Origin of the sequence: Nitratireductor soli, assembly GCF_001050155.1 — a bacterium.
GTDB classification, from domain to species: Bacteria; Pseudomonadota; Alphaproteobacteria; order Rhizobiales; family Rhizobiaceae; genus Nitratireductor; species Nitratireductor soli.
Window position 1 is genome coordinate 120,083 of sequence record NZ_LFVY01000013.1, and the last position, 17,601, is coordinate 137,683.

16 protein-coding genes are annotated in these 17,601 nt (G+C 64.7%); 8 read left to right on the forward strand and 8 right to left on the reverse strand.

Annotated elements, in window-relative coordinates; all coding sequences use genetic code 11:
* Window positions 1-111 precede the first annotated feature (111 nt).
* The 3 genes from AB843_RS17145 to AB843_RS17155 form a co-directional block, all read right to left on the reverse strand.
* The gene (locus AB843_RS17145; protein WP_048648104.1) at window positions 112-1,758 is read right to left on the reverse strand and encodes a thiamine pyrophosphate-binding protein; all 1,647 of its coding nucleotides are present in this window, start codon (window positions 1,756-1,758) and stop codon (window positions 112-114) included.
* A complete protein-coding gene (locus tag AB843_RS17150; RefSeq protein WP_048648105.1) occupies window positions 1,755-2,942 on the reverse strand; it encodes a CaiB/BaiF CoA transferase family protein in 1,188 nt (395 codons plus the stop codon). Before AB843_RS17150 ends, AB843_RS17145 begins: the two co-directional genes overlap by 4 nt.
* 105 nt (window positions 2,943-3,047) lie before the next feature.
* Window positions 3,048-3,977: an alpha/beta fold hydrolase gene (locus AB843_RS17155; RefSeq protein WP_048648106.1), complete on the reverse strand. Its 930-nt coding sequence runs from the start codon at window positions 3,975-3,977 to the stop codon at window positions 3,048-3,050.
* Window positions 3,978-4,169: 192 nt separating this feature from the next.
* Here AB843_RS17155 and AB843_RS17160 point away from each other — a divergent pair, with 192 nt between their 5' ends.
* The 3 genes from AB843_RS17160 to AB843_RS17170 all read left to right on the forward strand — a co-directional run bounded on the left by AB843_RS17160 (window position 4,170) and on the right by AB843_RS17170 (window position 7,822).
* Window positions 4,170-4,625, forward strand: a complete 456-nt coding sequence (locus AB843_RS17160; protein ID WP_048648107.1) for a DsrE family protein — start codon at window positions 4,170-4,172, stop codon at window positions 4,623-4,625.
* Window positions 4,626-4,744: 119 nt separating this feature from the next.
* A complete protein-coding gene (ettA, locus tag AB843_RS17165; protein ID WP_048648108.1) occupies window positions 4,745-6,394 on the forward strand; it encodes an energy-dependent translational throttle protein EttA in 1,650 nt (549 codons plus the stop codon).
* Between the two features lie 306 nt (window positions 6,395-6,700).
* Complete coding sequence (locus AB843_RS17170; protein WP_048648176.1) at window positions 6,701-7,822, forward strand: beta-ketoacyl-ACP synthase III; 1,122 nt, start codon at window positions 6,701-6,703, stop codon at window positions 7,820-7,822.
* A 7-nt stretch (window positions 7,823-7,829) separates the two neighbouring features.
* Here AB843_RS17170 and AB843_RS17175 read toward each other — a convergent pair whose 3' ends face one another.
* Window positions 7,830-8,789, reverse strand: coding sequence for a D-amino acid aminotransferase (locus tag AB843_RS17175; RefSeq protein WP_048648177.1), 960 nt, complete (start codon window positions 8,787-8,789; stop codon window positions 7,830-7,832).
* A gap of 76 nt (window positions 8,790-8,865) precedes the next feature.
* The gene (locus AB843_RS17180; RefSeq protein WP_048648109.1) at window positions 8,866-9,195 is read right to left on the reverse strand and encodes a DUF2293 domain-containing protein; all 330 of its coding nucleotides are present in this window, start codon (window positions 9,193-9,195) and stop codon (window positions 8,866-8,868) included.
* A gap of 131 nt (window positions 9,196-9,326) precedes the next feature.
* On the opposite strand from AB843_RS17180, the gene AB843_RS17185 reads away from it, so the two are divergent.
* The 3 genes from AB843_RS17185 (at window position 9,327) to AB843_RS25665 (ending at window position 11,626) form a co-directional block, all read left to right on the forward strand.
* Window positions 9,327-10,346 carry an ArsR/SmtB family transcription factor gene (locus AB843_RS17185; protein WP_048648178.1) on the forward strand — a complete coding sequence of 340 codons (1,020 nt, stop codon included), beginning with the start codon at window positions 9,327-9,329 and terminating at the stop codon, window positions 10,344-10,346.
* On the forward strand, window positions 10,346-11,266 hold the full coding sequence (gene metF / locus AB843_RS17190) for a methylenetetrahydrofolate reductase [NAD(P)H] (RefSeq protein WP_048648110.1): 921 nt from the start codon (window positions 10,346-10,348) through the stop codon (window positions 11,264-11,266). Before AB843_RS17185 ends, metF begins: the two co-directional genes overlap by 1 nt.
* A 162-nt stretch (window positions 11,267-11,428) precedes the next feature.
* Window positions 11,429-11,626 carry a hypothetical protein gene (locus AB843_RS25665; RefSeq protein ID WP_157384542.1) on the forward strand — a complete coding sequence of 66 codons (198 nt, stop codon included), beginning with the start codon at window positions 11,429-11,431 and terminating at the stop codon, window positions 11,624-11,626.
* A gap of 70 nt (window positions 11,627-11,696) precedes the next feature.
* Here the strand turns inward: AB843_RS25665 and AB843_RS17195 are convergent, their stop codons facing one another.
* Window positions 11,697-12,617, reverse strand: coding sequence for a DMT family transporter (locus AB843_RS17195; protein WP_048648111.1), 921 nt, complete (start codon window positions 12,615-12,617; stop codon window positions 11,697-11,699).
* A 150-nt stretch (window positions 12,618-12,767) separates the two neighbouring features.
* Here AB843_RS17195 and AB843_RS17200 point away from each other — a divergent pair, with 150 nt between their 5' ends.
* Window positions 12,768-13,988: an alanine racemase gene (locus AB843_RS17200; RefSeq protein WP_048648179.1), complete on the forward strand. Its 1,221-nt coding sequence runs from the start codon at window positions 12,768-12,770 to the stop codon at window positions 13,986-13,988.
* Window positions 13,989-14,012: 24 nt separating this feature from the next.
* Window positions 14,013-15,413, forward strand: coding sequence for a cation:proton antiporter (locus AB843_RS17205; protein WP_048648112.1), 1,401 nt, complete (start codon window positions 14,013-14,015; stop codon window positions 15,411-15,413).
* 51 nt (window positions 15,414-15,464) lie between these two features.
* Here the strand turns inward: AB843_RS17205 and AB843_RS17210 are convergent, their stop codons facing one another.
* Window positions 15,465-16,643, reverse strand: coding sequence for a lytic murein transglycosylase (locus AB843_RS17210; protein WP_048648113.1), 1,179 nt, complete (start codon window positions 16,641-16,643; stop codon window positions 15,465-15,467).
* Between the two features lie 26 nt (window positions 16,644-16,669).
* On the reverse strand, window positions 16,670-17,500 hold the full coding sequence (locus AB843_RS17215) for a glycoside hydrolase family 25 protein (RefSeq protein WP_048648114.1): 831 nt from the start codon (window positions 17,498-17,500) through the stop codon (window positions 16,670-16,672).
* Window positions 17,501-17,601 lie beyond the last annotated feature (101 nt).

Below are 17,601 nucleotides of genomic sequence, written 5' to 3' on the forward strand. Positions count from 1 at the left end.
GGGCACGGATGTCAATCGCAGACCGTGGTGGCTTGCATCGACCTCCCTACAACTCGTCATACCCGGCCCCTGAGCCGGGTATCCATGCCGCGGCGATGGCGCCCTCCGCTTTCAACGCCGCTCCCTGATATCGCTCAGCGTTCTTGCCGGGGTGATCGCCTCGGGATCGAGCTTGATCTCGATGATCGCCGGCATGCCGCTGGCCCGGGCGCGCTCGAAGGCCGCGGCGAAGTCGGCGGTTTTCTCCACCGTCTCGCCATGGCCGCCATAGGCGCGGGCAAGGGCTGCGAAATCGGGATTGCGGATGCTGGTGCCGGAGACGCGGCCTGGATATTCGCGCTCCTGGTGCATGCGGATCGTGCCGTAAATGCCGTTGTTGACGACGATGACGATGATCGGCAGCCCGTACTGGACGGCCGTGGCGAATTCCTGGCCGTTCATGCCGAAGCAGCCGTCGCCGGCAAAGGCGATCACCTGGCGTTCGGGAAACAGCGCCTTGGCGGCGACGGCGCCCGGCGTGCCATAGCCCATCGAACCGGAGGTCGGCGCGCCCTGCGTGGCGAAGCGGCGGAAACGGTGGAAGCGATGCACCCAGGTGGCGTAGTTGCCGGCGCCGTTGGTGATGATCGCGTCTTCCGGCAACACCGTTTCCAGATAAGCCATGATCGGCCCCATCTGCACATCGCCCGGGCCGGTCTGCGGCGGCGTCGACCAATCGAGATAGGCCTCGTGCAGACGCTTGGTTTCAGCGGACCACGGACTGCCGCCGGCGGGCAGCGCGGCGAAGGCCTCGGCGAATGCCGCCGCCGATGCATTGATCGCCAGGGTGGGGCGGTAAACCCGGCCAAGTTCGTCGGCGTCGGCATGCACGTGAACCAGCTTCTGCTCCGGATAGGGACTCTTCATCAGTGTGTAGTCGGAGGACGGCATTTCGCTGAAACGGCCGCCGACGAGCAACAGAAGATCGGCCTGCCTGACGGCGTCGGCAAGCGTCGGGCTCGGGCCGATGCCGACATCGCCGGCGTAGCAGGGGTGCAGGTGATCGAACAGCATCTGGCGGCGGAAGGAGCAGCCGACGGGCAAGGACCACGCCTCGGCCGCCTTCTGGAAATCGGCGACAGCCGTTTCATTCCAGCGCGATCCGCCAAGGATGACGAAGGGGCGTTTGGCCGTTTTGAGGAATGCCGCCAGTTCTTCCATCTCGGCGGCGCCGGGGCGGGTTTCCACCGGCGTGTAAGGTCTTGGGGCGGGCGCCTCGACGATGCTGGTCAGCATGTCTTCCGGCAGCGAGATCACCACCGGACCGGGGCGGCCCGAAGTGGCAACCGAGAAGGCGCGGGTGAGGATTTCGGGAATGCGGGCCGCGTCGTCGATCTCGGTCGCCCATTTGGCGATGGGGCCGAAAAAGGCGCGATAATCGACTTCCTGAAACGCCTCGCGTTCGCGGGCGTGGCTTGCCACCTGGCCGATGAACAGGATCATCGGCGTCGAATCCTGCATGGCGATGTGAATGCCGGGCGAGGCATTGGTGGCGCCGGGGCCGCGCGTGACGAAGCAGATGCCGGGGCGGCCGGTCAGGCGCCCCTCGCAATCGGCCATCATTGCAGCGCCCCCTTCCTGGCGGCAGACGATGTTGCGGATGTTCGAATCGTGCAGCGCGTCGAGGACCGCCAGATAGCTTTCGCCCGGCACGCTGAAAACGCGTTCGACGCCGTTGGCCTCGAGGCAATCGACGATGAGCTGGCCGCCGGTTTTCATTGTTCGTCTTCTCCGATTTCGCGCAGGATTTCACCCAAGATTTCTGCCGTGTGTTCGCCAAGCCGTGGGCTGGGGCGCCCGTAGGCGAGCGGCGTTCGGGACATCACCATCGGCGCGCGCACGGACGGGAGCGCGTTGCCGCGTCCGTCGTCGAGCGCCATTTGCATGCCCCGCGCCACGGTCTGCGGATCGGCGAACATCTCGCCGATCGTGTTGATGGGGCTGGCCGGCACGGCGTTTGCGTCGCAGGCGGCGAGGAAAGATGCTTTCTCCCAGGAGGACAGGCGCTCGACCAGGACCGCACGCAAGGCGGCGCGGTTTTCCACGCGCGCCGGATTGGTGGCGAAGCGGGAATCCGTAGGCAAGGCATCGAGCCCGGCGATGGCGCAGAAGCGCTGGAACTGCCCGTCATTGCCGACGGCGAGGATGATGTGCCCGTCCTTGACCGGCAGCACCTCATAAGGGGCGATGTTCATATGGGCGTTGCCCATCTGGACGGGCGACTGGCCGGAGACGAGGTAGTTGAGGTTCTGGTTGCCGAGCACGGAAATCTGCGTGTCGAACAGCGCCATGTCGATCTGCTGGCCTTCGCCGGTCACCTCCGCGTGGCGAAGTGCCGCCTGGATGGCGATGACGGAATAGAGGCCGGTGAAGATGTCGCTGACGGCGACGCCGACCTTCTGCGGCTCGCCATCGGGCGCGCCGGTGATCGACATCAGGCCGGCCATGCCCTGGATGATGAAGTCGTAGCCGGCGCGCGGCGCGTAGGGGCCGGTCTGGCCGAAGCCGGTGATCGAGCAATAGACGAGGCGCGGATTGAGCGCCTTCAGGCTGTCATAGTCGAGGCCGTATTTCTTCAGGCCGCCAAGCTTGAAGTTCTCGATCAGCACATCGGCTGTGGCGATCAGCTTTTTGAGCTTTTCGGCTTCGTCGGGTTTTGAGAAATCCAGCGCGATGGAGCGCTTGCCGCGATTGCACGAATGGTAGTAGGCGGCCGACAGGTTCTCACCATCCTCGCCCTCGACGAAGGGCGGCCCCCATTTGCGGGTGTCGTCGCCGCCATCGGGGTTTTCCACCTTGATGACGTCGGCGCCGAGATCGGCGAGCAACTGGCCTGCCCATGGACCGGCCAGGATGCGCGCCAGTTCGATGACGCGAATGCCCTTCAAGGGTGGGTTAGCCATGGTTTCCTGCAGCCCTCCAAACGAAATTTCAGCAAAAGAAACGCCGACTTTGAGTAGCAAACGGCCCGCGTGCCGGCCAGACGCGCAGCGCGCATTATTTTGGCATCAACCGATGATTTTTTCGGCCCAGGCGACGAAATCCTCCATCGCCTCGTCGCGATTGAGCTCGTTCAAGGTTTCGTGGCGGGTTTCGGCGTAAATCCTTGTTTGCAGATTCGAAAAGCCGTGTCGGCGCAGGCGCCGTTCGAGCGCCAGGACGAGGCTGCCCCGGCGCGTCGACGGATCCGCTCCACCGCCGGCGAGCTGGAACGGAAGATCCTGGCGAGCGGCACGGTAGGGGGCGGCGTCGGCGGCCAGAAGGCTGAGGTCGAACAGGGCCGTCCAGACCCCGACGGAGGCGTCCCAGCCGCACAGGGGATCGGCGATGTATTTGTCCACCTCGGCTTCGTCGCGCGACAGCCAGTCGAAATCCGTACGACGCTCGGGGAAGGCGCCTGCCCAGGCGCGGAAGGTCAGTTTCGGCAGGAGACGCGAAGGCACGTCGGAGCCGAGGCGAAACCGTTCCCAGGCAAGCACCGCCTTGCCGGCCACAGCCTCCAGCCTGGTCGCCAACGGCGCGTTCCAGACTGCCGCGCCGGCGATGCGGCCGGCATGGCGCAGGGCGAAATTCAGGGCGATCATGGCGCCCATGGAATGGCCGAAGACGATCACCGGCAGCCCGGGATGCGTCTCGGCAATGAAATCGTGCACGGCCAGAACGTCGGCGAGCAACGTCTTCGCGCCGGCCTTGGGACCGAAATGACCGAGCGGCGCGCCCGGTGCCCGGGTGCGGCCGTGGCCGCGATGGTCATGGGCGTAGACATGGAAGCCGTGCCCGGCGAGACAATCGGCGAAGCGTCCATAGCGGGCGGCATGCTCGGCGAGACCGTGATTGATCTGCACCACGGCGCGCGCGGCGGCTGCGGGCGCGCGGTGCAGCAGGTGGAGTTCAGCGCCGGTGGGGCTCGAAAGCACAGTGTTTTCCTCGAACCCCATGCCAGCCCCCGTTGCCGCCAAACTCCGGGACAGTTGTTTCAGAAGGCGGCCGGCCGGGAAAGAAAATTTCCATTGGCGCCACATATCTGAACATAAGGATGCTTGAATGCATGTTCGGGTTTCGTGTTAGTTTTCGGCGTGGGCGTCGGTCGGCGCCTGTTTTCATGCACCCACATTCCGGGAGGAAATTTCATGCTGAAGCGCTTCGCACTCGCCTGTGCCGCCGCGATTTTCGCCGTTCTGTCTGTCGCTCACGCCGAGGAAAACGACCGCTACGGACCGCAGAAGGTCGTCTATCACATCAACCAGGATGGCGGCGAGGGCAGCAAGTACTACAAGGGCGCGCTGCGCAACATCCAGAACCAGATCAACGCCGTCGGGCGCGACAAGATCGAGGTGAAGGTGGTGATGCACGGCAATGGCATCAATCTTCTGAAGGCGGCCACGACGGACCAGACGCTGCAGTCGGAGGTGACGAGCCTGAAGACGCAGAACGTCGCCTTCCTCGTCTGCGACAACACGCTGCAGGGCCGCGAGATGAACTACGAGACCGATCTGTTCGAGGTTTTCGAGGACGAGATCGTGCCATCGGGTGTTGCCGAGATCAGCTATCTGCAACAGCAGGGCTACACATATATGAAGCCCTGACGGCGGGTGACGCCGCGATCGCGGGCCGGCATTGGAAAAGGCCGGTCCTGCGCATTGCCGCCCGCGCCGGTTTCGCCTACATAGCCCGCGACAACCGACACCACAGCGCGGGGTTTTTCGTGGCACGCCAATTCATCTATCACATGGCCGGTCTCAACAAGGCGTATGGGGCCAAGAAGGTTCTGGAGAACGTCCATCTCTCCTTCTATCCCGACGCCAAGATCGGCATTCTGGGGCCGAACGGCGCCGGCAAATCGACCGTTCTGCGCATCATGGCCGGCCTCGACAAGGAGTTCACCGGCGAGGCGTGGCTGGCCGACGGGGCGACCTGCGGATACCTGCCACAGGAGCCGCAGCTCGACCCGGCGCTCAACGTCATGGGCAATGTGATGGAGGGCGTGGCCGCCAAGACGGCGATCCTCGACCGCTACAACGAACTGATGATGAACTACAGCGACGAGACGGCCGACGAGGCATCCGCGCTGCAGGACCAGATCGACAGCCAGAACCTCTGGGATCTCGAGAGCCAGGTGGAAATGGCGATGGAAGCGCTGCGCTGCCCGCCGGGTGACGCGACCATCGACAATCTGTCGGGCGGCGAGAAGCGCCGCGTGGCGCTGTGCCAGCTTCTGCTGCGCCAGCCGGACCTGCTTCTGCTCGACGAGCCGACCAACCATCTCGACGCCGAGACCACGGCGTGGCTGGAAAAGCACCTGCGCGAATATCCCGGCGCCGTGATGATCATCACCCACGATCGCTACTTCCTGGACAATGTCACGGGCTGGATCCTCGAGCTCGATCGCGGCCGCGGCATTCCCTACGAGGGCAATTACACCGCCTATCTGGAGGCCAAGTCCAAGCGCATGACGCAGGAAGGCCGCGAGGAGGCCTCGCGCCAGAAGGCGCTGGAGCGCGAGCGCGAATGGATGGCGGCAAGCCCGAAGGCGCGCCAGGCGAAGTCGAAGGCGCGTATCCGCGCCTATGACGAATTGGTGCAGTCGGCGGCCGACCGCAGGCCCGGCGATGCGCAGATCGTCATCCCGTCGGGCGAGCGGCTCGGCAATGTGGTGATCGAGGCCGATGGTCTGGCCAAGGGTTATGGCGATCGTCTGCTGATCGACGATCTGGAGTTCAAGCTGCCGCCCGGCGGCATCGTCGGCGTGATCGGCCCGAACGGCGCCGGCAAGACGACGCTGTTCCGCATGATCACCGGCCAGGACAAGCCCGATGGCGGCGAAATCCGCGTCGGCGAGACGGTCAAGCTCGGCTATGTCGACCAGAGCCGCGATTCGCTCGACCCGAACAAAACGGTCTGGGAAGAGATTTCCGGCGGCAACGACATCATCAAGCTCGGCAAGCACGAGGTGAACAGCCGCGCCTATTGCTCGTCGTTCAACTTCAAGGGCGGCGACCAGCAGCAGAAGGTCGGCACGCTTTCGGGCGGCCAGCGCAACCGCGTCCACATGGCCAAGTTGCTGAAGGAGGGCGGCAACGTCCTGCTGCTCGACGAACCGACCAACGATCTGGACACCGAAACGCTGGCGGCGCTGGAAGATGCGCTGGAGAACTTCGCCGGCTGCGCCGTCATCATCAGCCACGATCGCATGTTCCTCGACCGGCTGGCGACGCACATGCTGGCCTTCGAGGGCGAGAGCCATGTGGAATGGTTCGAGGGCAATTTCGAGGATTACGAACAGGACAAGATCCGGCGCCTGGGGCCGGACAGCGTCAATCCGAAGCGGGTGACGTATAAGCGGCTGACGCGCTAAAGCATTTTGCAGTCAGGTGGTTTCACCTGACGTCCGCATAAATGCGGAAAAACAAGAAGATGGAGCGCCGTGCGTCCGAATGGACGCACGGCGCTCTAAACGTTCTACGCTGTCATTTTTCCGGCGTTCGTATTCTCTTAGGGTGTTACGGTTAGTATTACGCCGTGAACGGGGTAAGCGGGGTGTTGTCTTGACTCTGCTTGCGCACGGCGTAAACCCGCTTTGAGGCAAACACGGGTACGGACCATGTTACGGCGCACAAGCGAGCGCGAGGTCTCCGATTTCGCAATGCACCATTCCAATGCGATGACGCGTGTGTGCGTCGGGGGTATCGGCGTCGAGATCCCGGAGACGTCGATCTCCAATGAAGAATTGGTCGAGAGCTTCAACGCCTGGGTCGATGCCGAGAATCCGCGCCGCGAGGTCAAGGGTCTGCCGCCATTGGCGAAATCCGATGCCGCCTTCATCGAGCACGCGTCCGGCATCAAGCGCCGCCATGTCTACGAGCGCGAGGGCATTCTCGATCCGAAACGCATGGCGCCGATCATTCCGGCGCGCGGCGATGACGATCTGTCGGTGATGGCCGAGTTCGGCGTTGCCGCGGCGCAAAAGGCGCTCGACCATGCGGACGTCGCGGCCAAGGATGTCGATCTGGTCATCTGCGCCTCGGCGCATCACCAGCGGCCCTATCCGGCCATCGCCATCGAAATCCAGAAAGCGCTGGGCACGAGCGGCGCCGGCTTCGACATGGGGCTCGGCTGTTCCTCGGCATTGGCCGGCCTGCATGTGGCGACCAATCTGGTCAAGGCGGGCGCGCATCGGCGCGTGCTGGTGGTGACGCCGGAACTGATCACGGCGCATCTGAATTTCCGCGACCGGCAGACGCATTTCATCTTCGGCGACGCCTCGGTGGCGGTGCTGATCGAAGCGCTGGGGGCGAACGAGGAGCGGCCCGGCTGTTTCGAGATCGTCGATACGAGCAGCTGGACGCAGTTTTCCAACAACATCCGCACCAATTTCGGCTTCATCAGCCGGCTGGCGCAGGACGACCCTTCCTATCTCGACCTGGAAGGCAACCTCATCAAGCAGAACGGCAACAAGGTGTTCAAGGACGTCACCGTTGCCGGGCACAAGTTCATCGTCGATTTCCTGGCCGAGCATGGACACACGCCCGAGAGCATGCGCCGTTTCTGGCTGCACCAGGCCAATGCGCGCATGAATGCGATGATCCTCAAGCTCGCCTTCGGCGGCGAGGTCGGGCACGACCGCGCGCCGATGGTGCTCGACCGGCTGGGCAACACGGCCGCCGCCGGCGCCATCATCGCGCTGAAGGAAAACCACGAGGACATGAAGGCCGGGGAACACGGCCTTCTGTGCGCCTTCGGGGCGGGCTACTCGATCGGCGGCGCGCTGATGCGCATGATGTGAGACGCGCTCACGGATAATGGACCGGCGTCGACCAGGCCGGGTCCTCGTGCTTTTCCCAATACAGATCCTTCAGGCGCCGGGTGAGCGGGCCTGGTGCGCCGTCGCCGATCGGGTCGCCATCGACGACGGTCACCGGCATGATGCCGCCGGCAGTCGAGGTGATGAACACCTCGTCGGCCGTGCGCAGGACTTCGACCGGGAGCGGGGCCGCCTGCGCCGGGACGCCGAGTTCCAAAGCCAGGTCGAACACGGTGCGGCGCGTGATGCCGGGCAGGACACCCATTGCCGGCGTCGTCAGCGCTCCGTTCCTGACGGCGAAGACGTTGAAGCCAGGCCCTTCGGCGACATTGCCCTCCGTGTCGAGGATCAGCGCCGTTTCGGCGTTGCGGTCATAGGCGTCGAACAGGCCGCGCACCAGGTCGAGCCAATGATAGTTCTTGATGGCCGGGTCGATGGAGGCGGGCGGGATGCGCACCTTGTCGCTGATGGCCACATGCAGGCCGCGCTGCATCTGCTCGGCATTGGCGACGGAACCATAGGGAACGGCGAAGGCCATGAAGCGGTTGACCGCGTCGCGCGGATCGCGGCTGAAGGTCGGCGATGCGCCGCGCGTGCACAGCATTTCGACATAGGCGGCGCGATGGCCGGAGAGGGCGACGCAATTGTGCAGAATCTCGGTCACCGCGTTGCGGTCATGCGGGATCGTCATGCGCAGCTTGCCGAGCCCGGCGAAGAAGCGGTCGAGATGCAGGTCGAGGCGGAAGAAGCGGCCGTTCCAGACATGCACCGTGTCGTAGGTGGCGTCGGAATGGAGAAAACCCCAGTCGAGAACGGAAATCTTCGCTTCGGCCATCGGCACATACTGGCTGTCGAGAAAGGCTACGCCATGCGGGTAATTGTGCGGGTCGCGGTGCGCTTTGGCGACCTCGGGAAGCGGCTTTGTCCGCGTGCGGGACGGCTGGTCCATGCGTTCCTCCACCAATATCGGGGCAGGCTAGCGGAGGCTGTTGTGAAAAATAGGGCCAGATGGGGCGCAACGGGTGCTACACCTCGCTTTCGACTTCATCCGCCTCCGGGTCCAGCAGGCGGGTGGCGCGCCAGCGGGTCAGGACCGCGTTGATCTCGTCGACGACAAAATGGCGTGCCGCGTCACGGTCATAGCCTTCGCCAAGCAGGGTGTCGTATTGCGTGTGCGCGTGGCGCACATGGCTGACGGTCGCCAGCCAGACGGCGATGGTCGGCGGCAGGGTGCGCAGCTTGCGGTCATCGGCGCCGGTGCGGATCGCCTCGGCATCGGCGAAGGGCGCCCAGGGCAGAAGCAGGGTCAACGCCTTGTCGACGGCGCGGCGTCGTGCGGTGGAGGCGCGTTTCATGCCTGGTGTTTCATGTCTGGCGGGCCTTTGTGCGCGATTCGAAAGACAAGCACGCACAGACTGGCCCGCGCCGCCTTGCCAAACAAGCGCAAACGATATAAACATATCTTTATATGTATCAGGAGGAGCGCATGCTGACGCGCCCGGCAATCCAACTCGACCAGATGGTAGACACATTGAAGGCGGCGGCCGAAACCAGCCGGCTGCGCATTCTCGTGCTCCTGTCGCAGGGCGATTTGACGGTCACCGACCTGACCGAAATCCTCGGCCAGTCGCAACCGCGCGTCTCGCGGCATTTGAAGCTGCTTCTCGAAGCGCAGTTGATCGCCCGCTACCAGGAGGGTTCCTGGGCCTATTTCCGGCTGTCGGACATGGATGCGGCGCGCGAATTCGTCGAGGGCGTCGTGGCGCGCCTCGACCGGGCCGATCCCGTGATCGACCGGGACCTCGAGCGGCTGTCGGCCATCAAGCGGCGGCGCGAGGAGCGGGCGGCGGAGTATTTTTCGCGCAATGCAGCGAGCTGGGATGAAATCCGCTCGCTGCATGTGCCCGACAAGGCGGTGGAAGAAGGGCTGAGGAAACTGGTCGGCAAACGGCCGTTCCAGTCGATGGTCGATCTGGGCACGGGAACGGGGCGTCTCCTGGAACTGTTCGCGCCGCTTTATCAGCGCGGCGTCGGCATCGACCTGTCGCGCGAGATGCTGGCCGTGGCGCGCGCCAATCTGGAGCGCGCCGGCATCGCCAATGCGCAGGTGCGGCTGGGCGATATTGCCGCGCCGCCGGTGGAGCGCGACGCGCACGATCTGGTGACGATCCACCAGGTGCTGCATTTCATCGACCGGCCGGGCGTGGCGATCCGCGAGGCGGCGCGGCTTTTGCGGCCAAGCGGGCGGCTGCTGATCGTCGATTTCGCCCCGCACGGCCATGAGTTCCTGCGCGAGGAGCATGCCCATATGCGGCTGGGGCTGGCCGACGGGCAGGTTGCCGAATGGCTGGACGAGGCGGAACTGGACCTGGTCGACGTCATGGAATTCGCGCCGCGCGGCGAGGCCGACAAGGGGCTGACGGTCAAGGTGTGGCTTGCCCGCGACCGGCGCATTCAGATTGCCGACGGCACCGTGCCGGCGGACGCACAGAAGGAGACGGCTTGATGTCGCAATCGCGTTTTTCCCGCCGGCCCGACATTGCCGGCAAGCTGCGGGTGTCGTTCGAGTTCTTCCCGCCGAAAACCGAGGCGATGGAAGAGCGGCTGTGGGAGACGGTGACGCGGCTGGCGCCGCTGGCGCCGGACTTCGTTTCGGTGACCTATGGCGCCGGCGGTTCGACGCGCGAGCGCACGGCGCGCACGGTGCGGCGCATTCTGGAGGAAACCGGGCTGACGCCGGCCGCCCACATGACATGCGTCGATGCCTCGCGCGAGACCGTCGACCAGGTGATCGGCGAGTTCGCCGCATTGGGCGTCAGGCGCTTCGTGGCGCTGCGCGGCGATCCGAGTGCCGGCGTGGGCGCGGCCTACCAGCCGCATCCGGACGGCTACACGAACGGGGCGGAGCTGGTCGGCGCCATGCGGCGGCACGGCGATTTCGACATTTCGGTCGCCGCCTATCCGGAAAAACATCCCGAAAGCCCCGATTTCGCCACCGACATCGACATGCTGAAACGCAAGGTCGACAATGGGGCGACGCGGGCCATCACGCAGTTCTTCTTCGACAACGATCTTTACGAGCGTTACGTCGAGCGGGTGCGGCGCGCCGGTATCTACATCCCGATCGTGCCGGGCATCCAGCCGGTGCATAATTTTGCCCAGGTGGCCAATTTCGCCAGCCGCTGCGGCGCGCATGTGCCGGCCTGGCTGGCCGAGCGTTTCGCCGGGCTCGACAACGAGCCGCAAATCCATGCGCTGGTGGCCTCGGCGGTGGCGGCGGAACAGGTGCTCGACCTGATCGAACGCGGCGTTGATGAGTTTCATTTCTACACGATGAACCGCGCCGACCTGGCTTTCGCCGTCTGCCACATGATCGGTATCCGGCCGGCCAGCACCGACGCCAAGGTGCAGCCGGCGGCTGCATAGTCGGTTGTTCCCCATTGCGGCAGTCAGGTCATTCCACCTGACTGCAAACGCGCCAATGAAAAAAGGGCCGGAAATCCGGCCCTTTTCGTCATCCAAATCCAAACTTCTGCGCGGCTGCCGATTGCGGTGGCTGCGTCGATTTCAGCCTATGGAAGGACGCCCATGACAAGGGCGCCGATGAAAACAAATGCCGCACAAATCATCAGTGCGTTGACAGGCCGTGTCAGTCCCATGGCAAAGCCTCCTCTGCTTTCCAATATGATGGATTCTAGTGGTGACGGCGTCGGCGGCAAGCGGATTTTATGCTGCGCTGCGGCGGGATTGGGGAAAAATTGCCCCGAGCCGGGTTGTATCGATTGAATTTGCTCGGCAATCGGCCCGATTCACTTTGTGTTAACAAGTTCGACGAAAGTCGCATCTGCAAATACCGTCACCGCTTTTGCAGAAGACGCCCGTCGATGGTGACCAGGCCGACGGCAATCAGCGCCATGCCGGCGAATTCGAAGCTTTCCAGCCTTTCGTGAAGGAAGACCGCGCCGAGCAGGATGGCGCTGACCGGCACGATGAAGGTGACGAGCGAGGCGTTGGTGGCGCCGGCCGTCGCCAGCACGTGGAAGTAGATCAGATAGGCGAATGTGGTCGACAGGACCGCCAGCGCGATCACCGCCGCCCAGACTCCCGTGCTGAAGGTGAACAATCCGCCCGCGCCATAGAGCGCCAGGACCAGCGGCACCATGATGATGCTCGACGCGGTGAGCTGTCCGGCGGCGATGACAGGGGGCGGAACGGCGCGGAATCGGCGGCCGTAGATGAAGGCCAGACCATAGGAGAAGGCGGCGCCGACCAGGGCGAATTTCGCCCAGATCGGGCCACCCAGACCATCCATCAGGCCGGGGCCGATCATCACGGCCGTGCCGGCGATGCCGAACGCGATGCCGACGATCTTGCGGCCCGACAGTTTCTCGTCGGCGGTCAGAAGATTGGCAAGGATCGCCGTCCAGAAGGGCGTGGTGGCGTTGAGAACGGAGGCCAGGCCGGCGCCGATCTGCGTCTGGCCGAGAAAGATCAGCGAGAAGGGGATGACGTTGTTGAGGATGGCCAGGACAAAGAAGCTTCCGGCAAACGGCAAGGCCAGGCGAAACGAGGGGCCGCGCAGGAGAAGCCAAAGGTGGAGCAGCAGGGCGGCGATGGCGACACGGAACATCACCAGTACGAGCGGAGGCATTTCGCCGACGGCGATCCCGGCGAAGAAATAGGATCCGCCCCAGACCAGGCCGAGGAGAATCACCAGGGCCCAATTCTGCAGCGACATCTGCTGGGTCACGGGCCGCGCTTCAGCTTGGGCGGTCATGCATGCCTCCTGTCTGGACGGCATCAATGCGCCGCCGGCATCCAGATACGCCTTTGCCGGGAAACGGGCCACCCGATTTGTGTCTGGGGTGTATTTCCGAGTGCGGCCCAGGCTCAAGGGTTCTGTGGCGCGCGCCAACCGGGGATGCAGATGCAGATTTTCGAGACCGCCCGCGATGTTGCCCTGACGCTTCGGCCGGATCAGCCGGTCTATTGCTTCCGGCCTGACGTTCTGTCGGCCGATACGCGTGGTTTCATGCGGGAATTCCCCGGCAAGACCGCCTATGCGGTGAAGACCAATGGCGAGCCGCTGGTGCTGAAGGCGCTGGCCGATGCCGGCGTCGACGCCTTCGATGTGGCCTCGCCGGCCGAATTCGCCGCCGTTCGCGCGGTCGCGCCCAAGGCGGAGATGCTCTACATGCACCCGGTCAAGGCGCAATCGGATATTCGCCTGGCGCTCGAGGAATACGGCATCCGCGTGATCGCCGTCGACCACGAGGACGAGGTGGCCAAGCTGATGCGCGTCGTGCGGGCGCTCGACATCGATCCCGGCACCCTGACCGTCTTCGTGCGCATCCAGACCAAGGGCCATGCAGCCTATGAACTGTCGAAGAAGTTCGGCGCCGGCCCGGCACAGGCGGTGGAGCTTCTGCAGCGGCTCGATCGGCACGGCTACAAGGTGGGGCTTTGCTTCCATGTCGGCTCGCAGATCCAGGATCCCGACACCTATGAGCGGGCGCTTGCCTCGGCCGACTGGGTGCGGGGCAGGGCCGGGGTGGAGCTTGCCGGCCTCGATGTGGGCGGCGGGTTTCCCGCCGAGTACGGCCACGACCCGAACCGCAAGAAGCCGGACATGCCGACGCTCGACGCGCTGATGGCGCGGCTGCGCCAGGACATCGCCGAATGGGGTTTTGACGACATGCCCCTGGTGGCGGAGCCGGGCCGGGTGATCGTCGCGCGCGCCTTTTCGCTGATCGTCCGTGTGCTCCTGCGCAAGGGACGCAGGCTCTACATCAATGACGGCATCTGGGCTTCGCTGTCGGATTCGTGGACCGGCAAGATCACGCTGCCGGCGCGGTTCATTCCTGATCCGGCGATCCGCAACCGCAATGGGGATGCGAGCAAGATCGTGCCGTTCCGCGTTTGCGGGGCGACATGCGATTCCGTCGACATCCTGTCGCGTCCCTTCTGGCTGCCGGAAACGGTGGATACGGGCGATTGGATCGAAATCGGCCATATTGGCGCCTATTCCATGGCGCTTAGAACCCGTTTCAACGGCTTCTATCCCGATACGTTCGTCGAGGTGAACACCCCCTTCGACGCCGGGAAGGCGCCGGAGGGTTTCGCCAGCCTGGAGACCATGGCGGACTGACCGCGAACGGGGAAGGATCAGAGATTGGAAGCAGAAGCGCACGCCGTCCCGCTGACCGAAATGGCGTTCGTCATCCTGGTGGCGGTCGCGCTCGGCCTCGGGCTGATGCGCCTGAAGCAGCCGCCGCTGGTGGGGTTCATTCTCGCAGGTGTCGTGCTCGGGCCGACAGGCTTCGGCCTGATCGGCAGTTCGGACAGCGTGACGGCACTGGCCGAGATGGGCGTGTTGATGCTCTTGTTCTTCATCGGCATCGAACTGTCGCTGCGCGCCTTCATCCTGAGCCTGAGACCCGCGGTTCTGGTGGCAACGGGCCAATTGGCGGTAGCGCTCGCCATCGGCTTCACCATCGCCTGGGCGACGGGCGCCGGAATGGCCGAAGGGCTGATCTTCGGTTTCATCATCGGCCTGTCGAGCACGGTCGTGGCGATGAAGATGCTCGACGACATGGATGAGTTGCGCGGCGATGCGGGCCGGATCGCCATCGCGGTGCTGATCGCCCAGGACATCGCCGTGGTGCCGATGCTGATCATCGTCTCGGCGCTCGGCGGCAATGATGCGAGCCTGTTTGCGGTGGCGGCCAAGGTGGCGTTGGCTGTCGGTTTCCTCGCCTGGCTGCTGTGGTGGCTGGCGCGTCGCGGCAAGCTGCGCGCGCCATTCACCGAACAGATCGCCGGCAATGTGGAAATCCTGGCGCTTGGCGCCATGGGCGCCTGTTTCGGCGCCGCGGCGCTGTCGGGCTTTCTCGGCCTGTCGCCGGCCTACGGCGCGTTCGTCGCCGGCATACTGGTCGGCAATTCGACGCTCAGGGCACGCATTATCCCGGTCATCGAGCCGATTCAGAGCGTGCTGGTCGTCATGTTCTTCCTGTCGATCGGCCTGTTGTTCGATCTCTCCTACATCTGGAACAATCTGTCGGTCGTGCTGGGGGCGGCGCTGGTGGTGATCGCGGCCAAGACGCTGCTCAACGTGTTCTTGCTGCGCGCCACCGGGCATGACCGCAACACGGCCCTGGTCGGCGGCCTGTCGATGGCGCAGATCGGCGAGTTCTCCTTCGTGCTGGCCGCGGCCGGGCTCTCGGCAGGCGCACTCGGACAGGACAGTTATCGCCTGGCGATCGCCGTGACGGCGATTTCACTGCTGGTCTCGCCCGCGTGGATGTCGGTCATGCACCGCATCGAGGACGTGGCGGCGAAGGGATTTTCTTCCTACCGCGAGGCATTGTCGGAAGCCTACGCCGACGAGATCGAAAATGTCGGAGAGGGCTTGTGGTGGGTTCGCGCGCGCTATCGCGCCGGGCGGAAGACGCTGCGCAAATGGCGCGCGCGCAAGGCGCTGGAGAAGGCGGCAAGGGCTGCTGCGGCGCGGGAGACGGCGCAACAGCCAGCCGCCGATGGCGAGGCGAAGCCGGACGCTGCCGATCGTTGATTCTGATCTTGCAGGGACGAACTAAGGCGGCGTCCCTTCGCACCCGCAGAACTACAGGTTGGAAAACAGCGTCGGCGTCGGCCAGCCATCGGCGGGGAGGCCGAGGCGAAGCTGTTCCGCGCGCACCGCGCCACGCGTTCCCGCACCCAGAATGCCGTCGATCTTGCCGACATCGTGGCCGCGATCGGCGAGTTTCTGCTGCAGCTGCTTCATTACTTCGGGCGCCAGGCCCTGTTCCGGCGACCGGGCATCGAAGCGCGGCGCGCCGGCGAGCCGGGCGGCCAGATGGGCGGCTGTCAGTGTGTAGATGAGCGACTGGTTCCATTCCAGATAGACGTCGTAATTGTCGAAGGCGAGGAATGCCGGGCCCTTGTAGCCCATCGGCAGGACAAGGCCGGCCTGCATTGCGTCGTTCTCGAGCGGCGAGCCGTCGCGCTGGGTGACGCCCATCGCTGCCCATTCCGAGCGCGGCAGCTTGTTGACGCGGCCGGTTTTTTCCCAGGCCATCCGGTCGGGGATGCGCACTTCCTCCAGCCAGGGCTGGCCGGGCTTCCAGCCGAGCGATTGCAGGTTCTTGGCGGCGGTCAGTATGGCGTCGGGGGCGCTGCCCTTCAGGTCGACGCGGCCATCGCCGTCGCCATCGACGCCTTTCGAGTAGTAATCGGAGGGCAGCATCTGCATCTGGCCGATCTCGCCGGCCCAGGCGCCGGTCACGTCGGCGCCGACCCAGCCCTGGTCGATCAGGTGCAGGAGCGCGACAAGCTGCGGGCGGAAGATTTCCGGACGGCGGCAATCATGGGCCAACGTGGCCAGCGCGTTGAGGGTGGAGAAATCGCCCTGCACGGCGCCGAAATCGGTCTCCAGCGCCCAGAACGAGGCGATGACCGGTCCGGGCACGCCGAACTCATTGCCGGCGCGGGCGAAGGTGTCGGCGTATTTGCGCAGATTGGCGGCGCCGTTCTTCAGCCGGTAATCGTTGATCATGCGGCCGGAGAATTCGGTAAACGTCTGGTTGAAGACGCCCTGCGCGCGGTCGCGCTGCAGGACCTTGTCATCGATCCGCGCGCCGTCGAGCGCCGACAGGCCGCGCTCGCCGATGCCGTCACTGGCCGCTTCGGCCTTGACCGCAGTACGCCAGGCGGTGAAATCGCCGCCGCATTGCTGGGCCTGCGCCATCGTTGTCGGGCCGAGGGCCAGCAGCGCGCCGAGCGCGATCGTTTTCGTGTGCATTTGCACTCTCCTTACGAATTTCCGCTTCACCGACCGGTATTGGCCGCGAGCCACTTCTTCCAGGTGCCGGCACTGCCATTGAAGACGTTGATGTCGGCCTTTCCGTCGATGCCGGGAACAACGCCTGTCCCGGTGTATTGCCAGAACGTCCAAGGGTGGTTGGAATATTTGTCATTCGGATGACCGGCGACGGAGCGCAACCAGAACGGATAGCCGTGGAAGCGGCTGAGATCGTTGTCATCGAAGAAATCGACGGAGGTGTAGATGATCGGCCGCTTGCCGTAGTGGCGCTCGACCGCTTCGAGGAAGATGCGCATTTCGGAGCGTACGGTTTCGGCCGGCGGGCGCAGTTTGCAGGTCGGCGATTGCGGGTTCCACTCCATGTCGAGCACCGGCGGCAATGCCGAGGCGTCGCGTGGCACGTTGCGGATGAACCAGCGCGCCTGCTCGATGGCCGGCCGGCAGAAATAATAGAAATGGTAGGCGCCGCGCGGAATGCCGGCGACGCGGGCGGCAAGCCAGTTGCGGGAGAAGTAGTCATCGACCCGATCGCCGCCCTCCGTCGCCTTGATGAAGGCGAAGGAGATGTGGTTGCGGCGCACTTCCCGCCAGTCGATTTCCGCCTGGTATTTGGCGACATCGGTGCCATGCACGGAATAATGCCATGGCGCGCGGCCCTCCCAGGGGTGCGGGTCCGTGTCGCCGAAGCGCAAGCCGCCACGTGGCGTGGTGGGCAGTGAAGCCTGCCGGGGCGCATCGGCGGCGCCGGACGCCGGCGCGACATCGGAAAAGTTGTAGCTCACCGTCGAACAGCCGACAAGGAAAGCGGATAGACTGGCAATCAGCAATCGACGCATGATCAGTGGCGGCCCCCGGTAAGCGAATCAGCGGCAAAAGCGCCGCTGGCAGGAATAAGCGAAGATCGCAGCCCCGTCACCTTGGTGCAGCGCGGCAACGA

What these genes read in the sequence shown, in the direction of transcription:
- AB843_RS17210 (WP_048648113.1), bottom strand. Translation starts at nt 16,643, where the DNA reads ATGCACACGAAAACGATCGCGCTCGGCGCGCTGCTGGCCCTCGGCCCG.
- metF (WP_048648110.1), top strand. Translation starts at nt 10,346, where the DNA reads ATGTCGCAATCGCGTTTTTCCCGCCGGCCCGACATTGCCGGCAAGCTG.
- AB843_RS25665 (WP_157384542.1), top strand. Translation starts at nt 11,429, where the DNA reads ATGACAAGGGCGCCGATGAAAACAAATGCCGCACAAATCATCAGTGCG.
- AB843_RS17175 (WP_048648177.1), bottom strand. Translation starts at nt 8,789, where the DNA reads ATGGACCAGCCGTCCCGCACGCGGACAAAGCCGCTTCCCGAGGTCGCC.
- AB843_RS17200 (WP_048648179.1), top strand. Translation starts at nt 12,768, where the DNA reads ATGCAGATTTTCGAGACCGCCCGCGATGTTGCCCTGACGCTTCGGCCG.
- AB843_RS17195 (WP_048648111.1), bottom strand. Translation starts at nt 12,617, where the DNA reads ATGACCGCCCAAGCTGAAGCGCGGCCCGTGACCCAGCAGATGTCGCTG.
- AB843_RS17145 (WP_048648104.1), bottom strand. Translation starts at nt 1,758, where the DNA reads ATGAAAACCGGCGGCCAGCTCATCGTCGATTGCCTCGAGGCCAACGGC.
- AB843_RS17160 (WP_048648107.1), top strand. Translation starts at nt 4,170, where the DNA reads ATGCTGAAGCGCTTCGCACTCGCCTGTGCCGCCGCGATTTTCGCCGTT.
- AB843_RS17215 (WP_048648114.1), bottom strand. Translation starts at nt 17,500, where the DNA reads ATGCGTCGATTGCTGATTGCCAGTCTATCCGCTTTCCTTGTCGGCTGT.
- AB843_RS17185 (WP_048648178.1), top strand. Translation starts at nt 9,327, where the DNA reads ATGCTGACGCGCCCGGCAATCCAACTCGACCAGATGGTAGACACATTG.
- AB843_RS17180 (WP_048648109.1), bottom strand. Translation starts at nt 9,195, where the DNA reads ATGAAACGCGCCTCCACCGCACGACGCCGCGCCGTCGACAAGGCGTTG.
- AB843_RS17170 (WP_048648176.1), top strand. Translation starts at nt 6,701, where the DNA reads ATGACGCGTGTGTGCGTCGGGGGTATCGGCGTCGAGATCCCGGAGACG.
- AB843_RS17150 (WP_048648105.1), bottom strand. Translation starts at nt 2,942, where the DNA reads ATGGCTAACCCACCCTTGAAGGGCATTCGCGTCATCGAACTGGCGCGC.
- AB843_RS17155 (WP_048648106.1), bottom strand. Translation starts at nt 3,977, where the DNA reads ATGGGGTTCGAGGAAAACACTGTGCTTTCGAGCCCCACCGGCGCTGAA.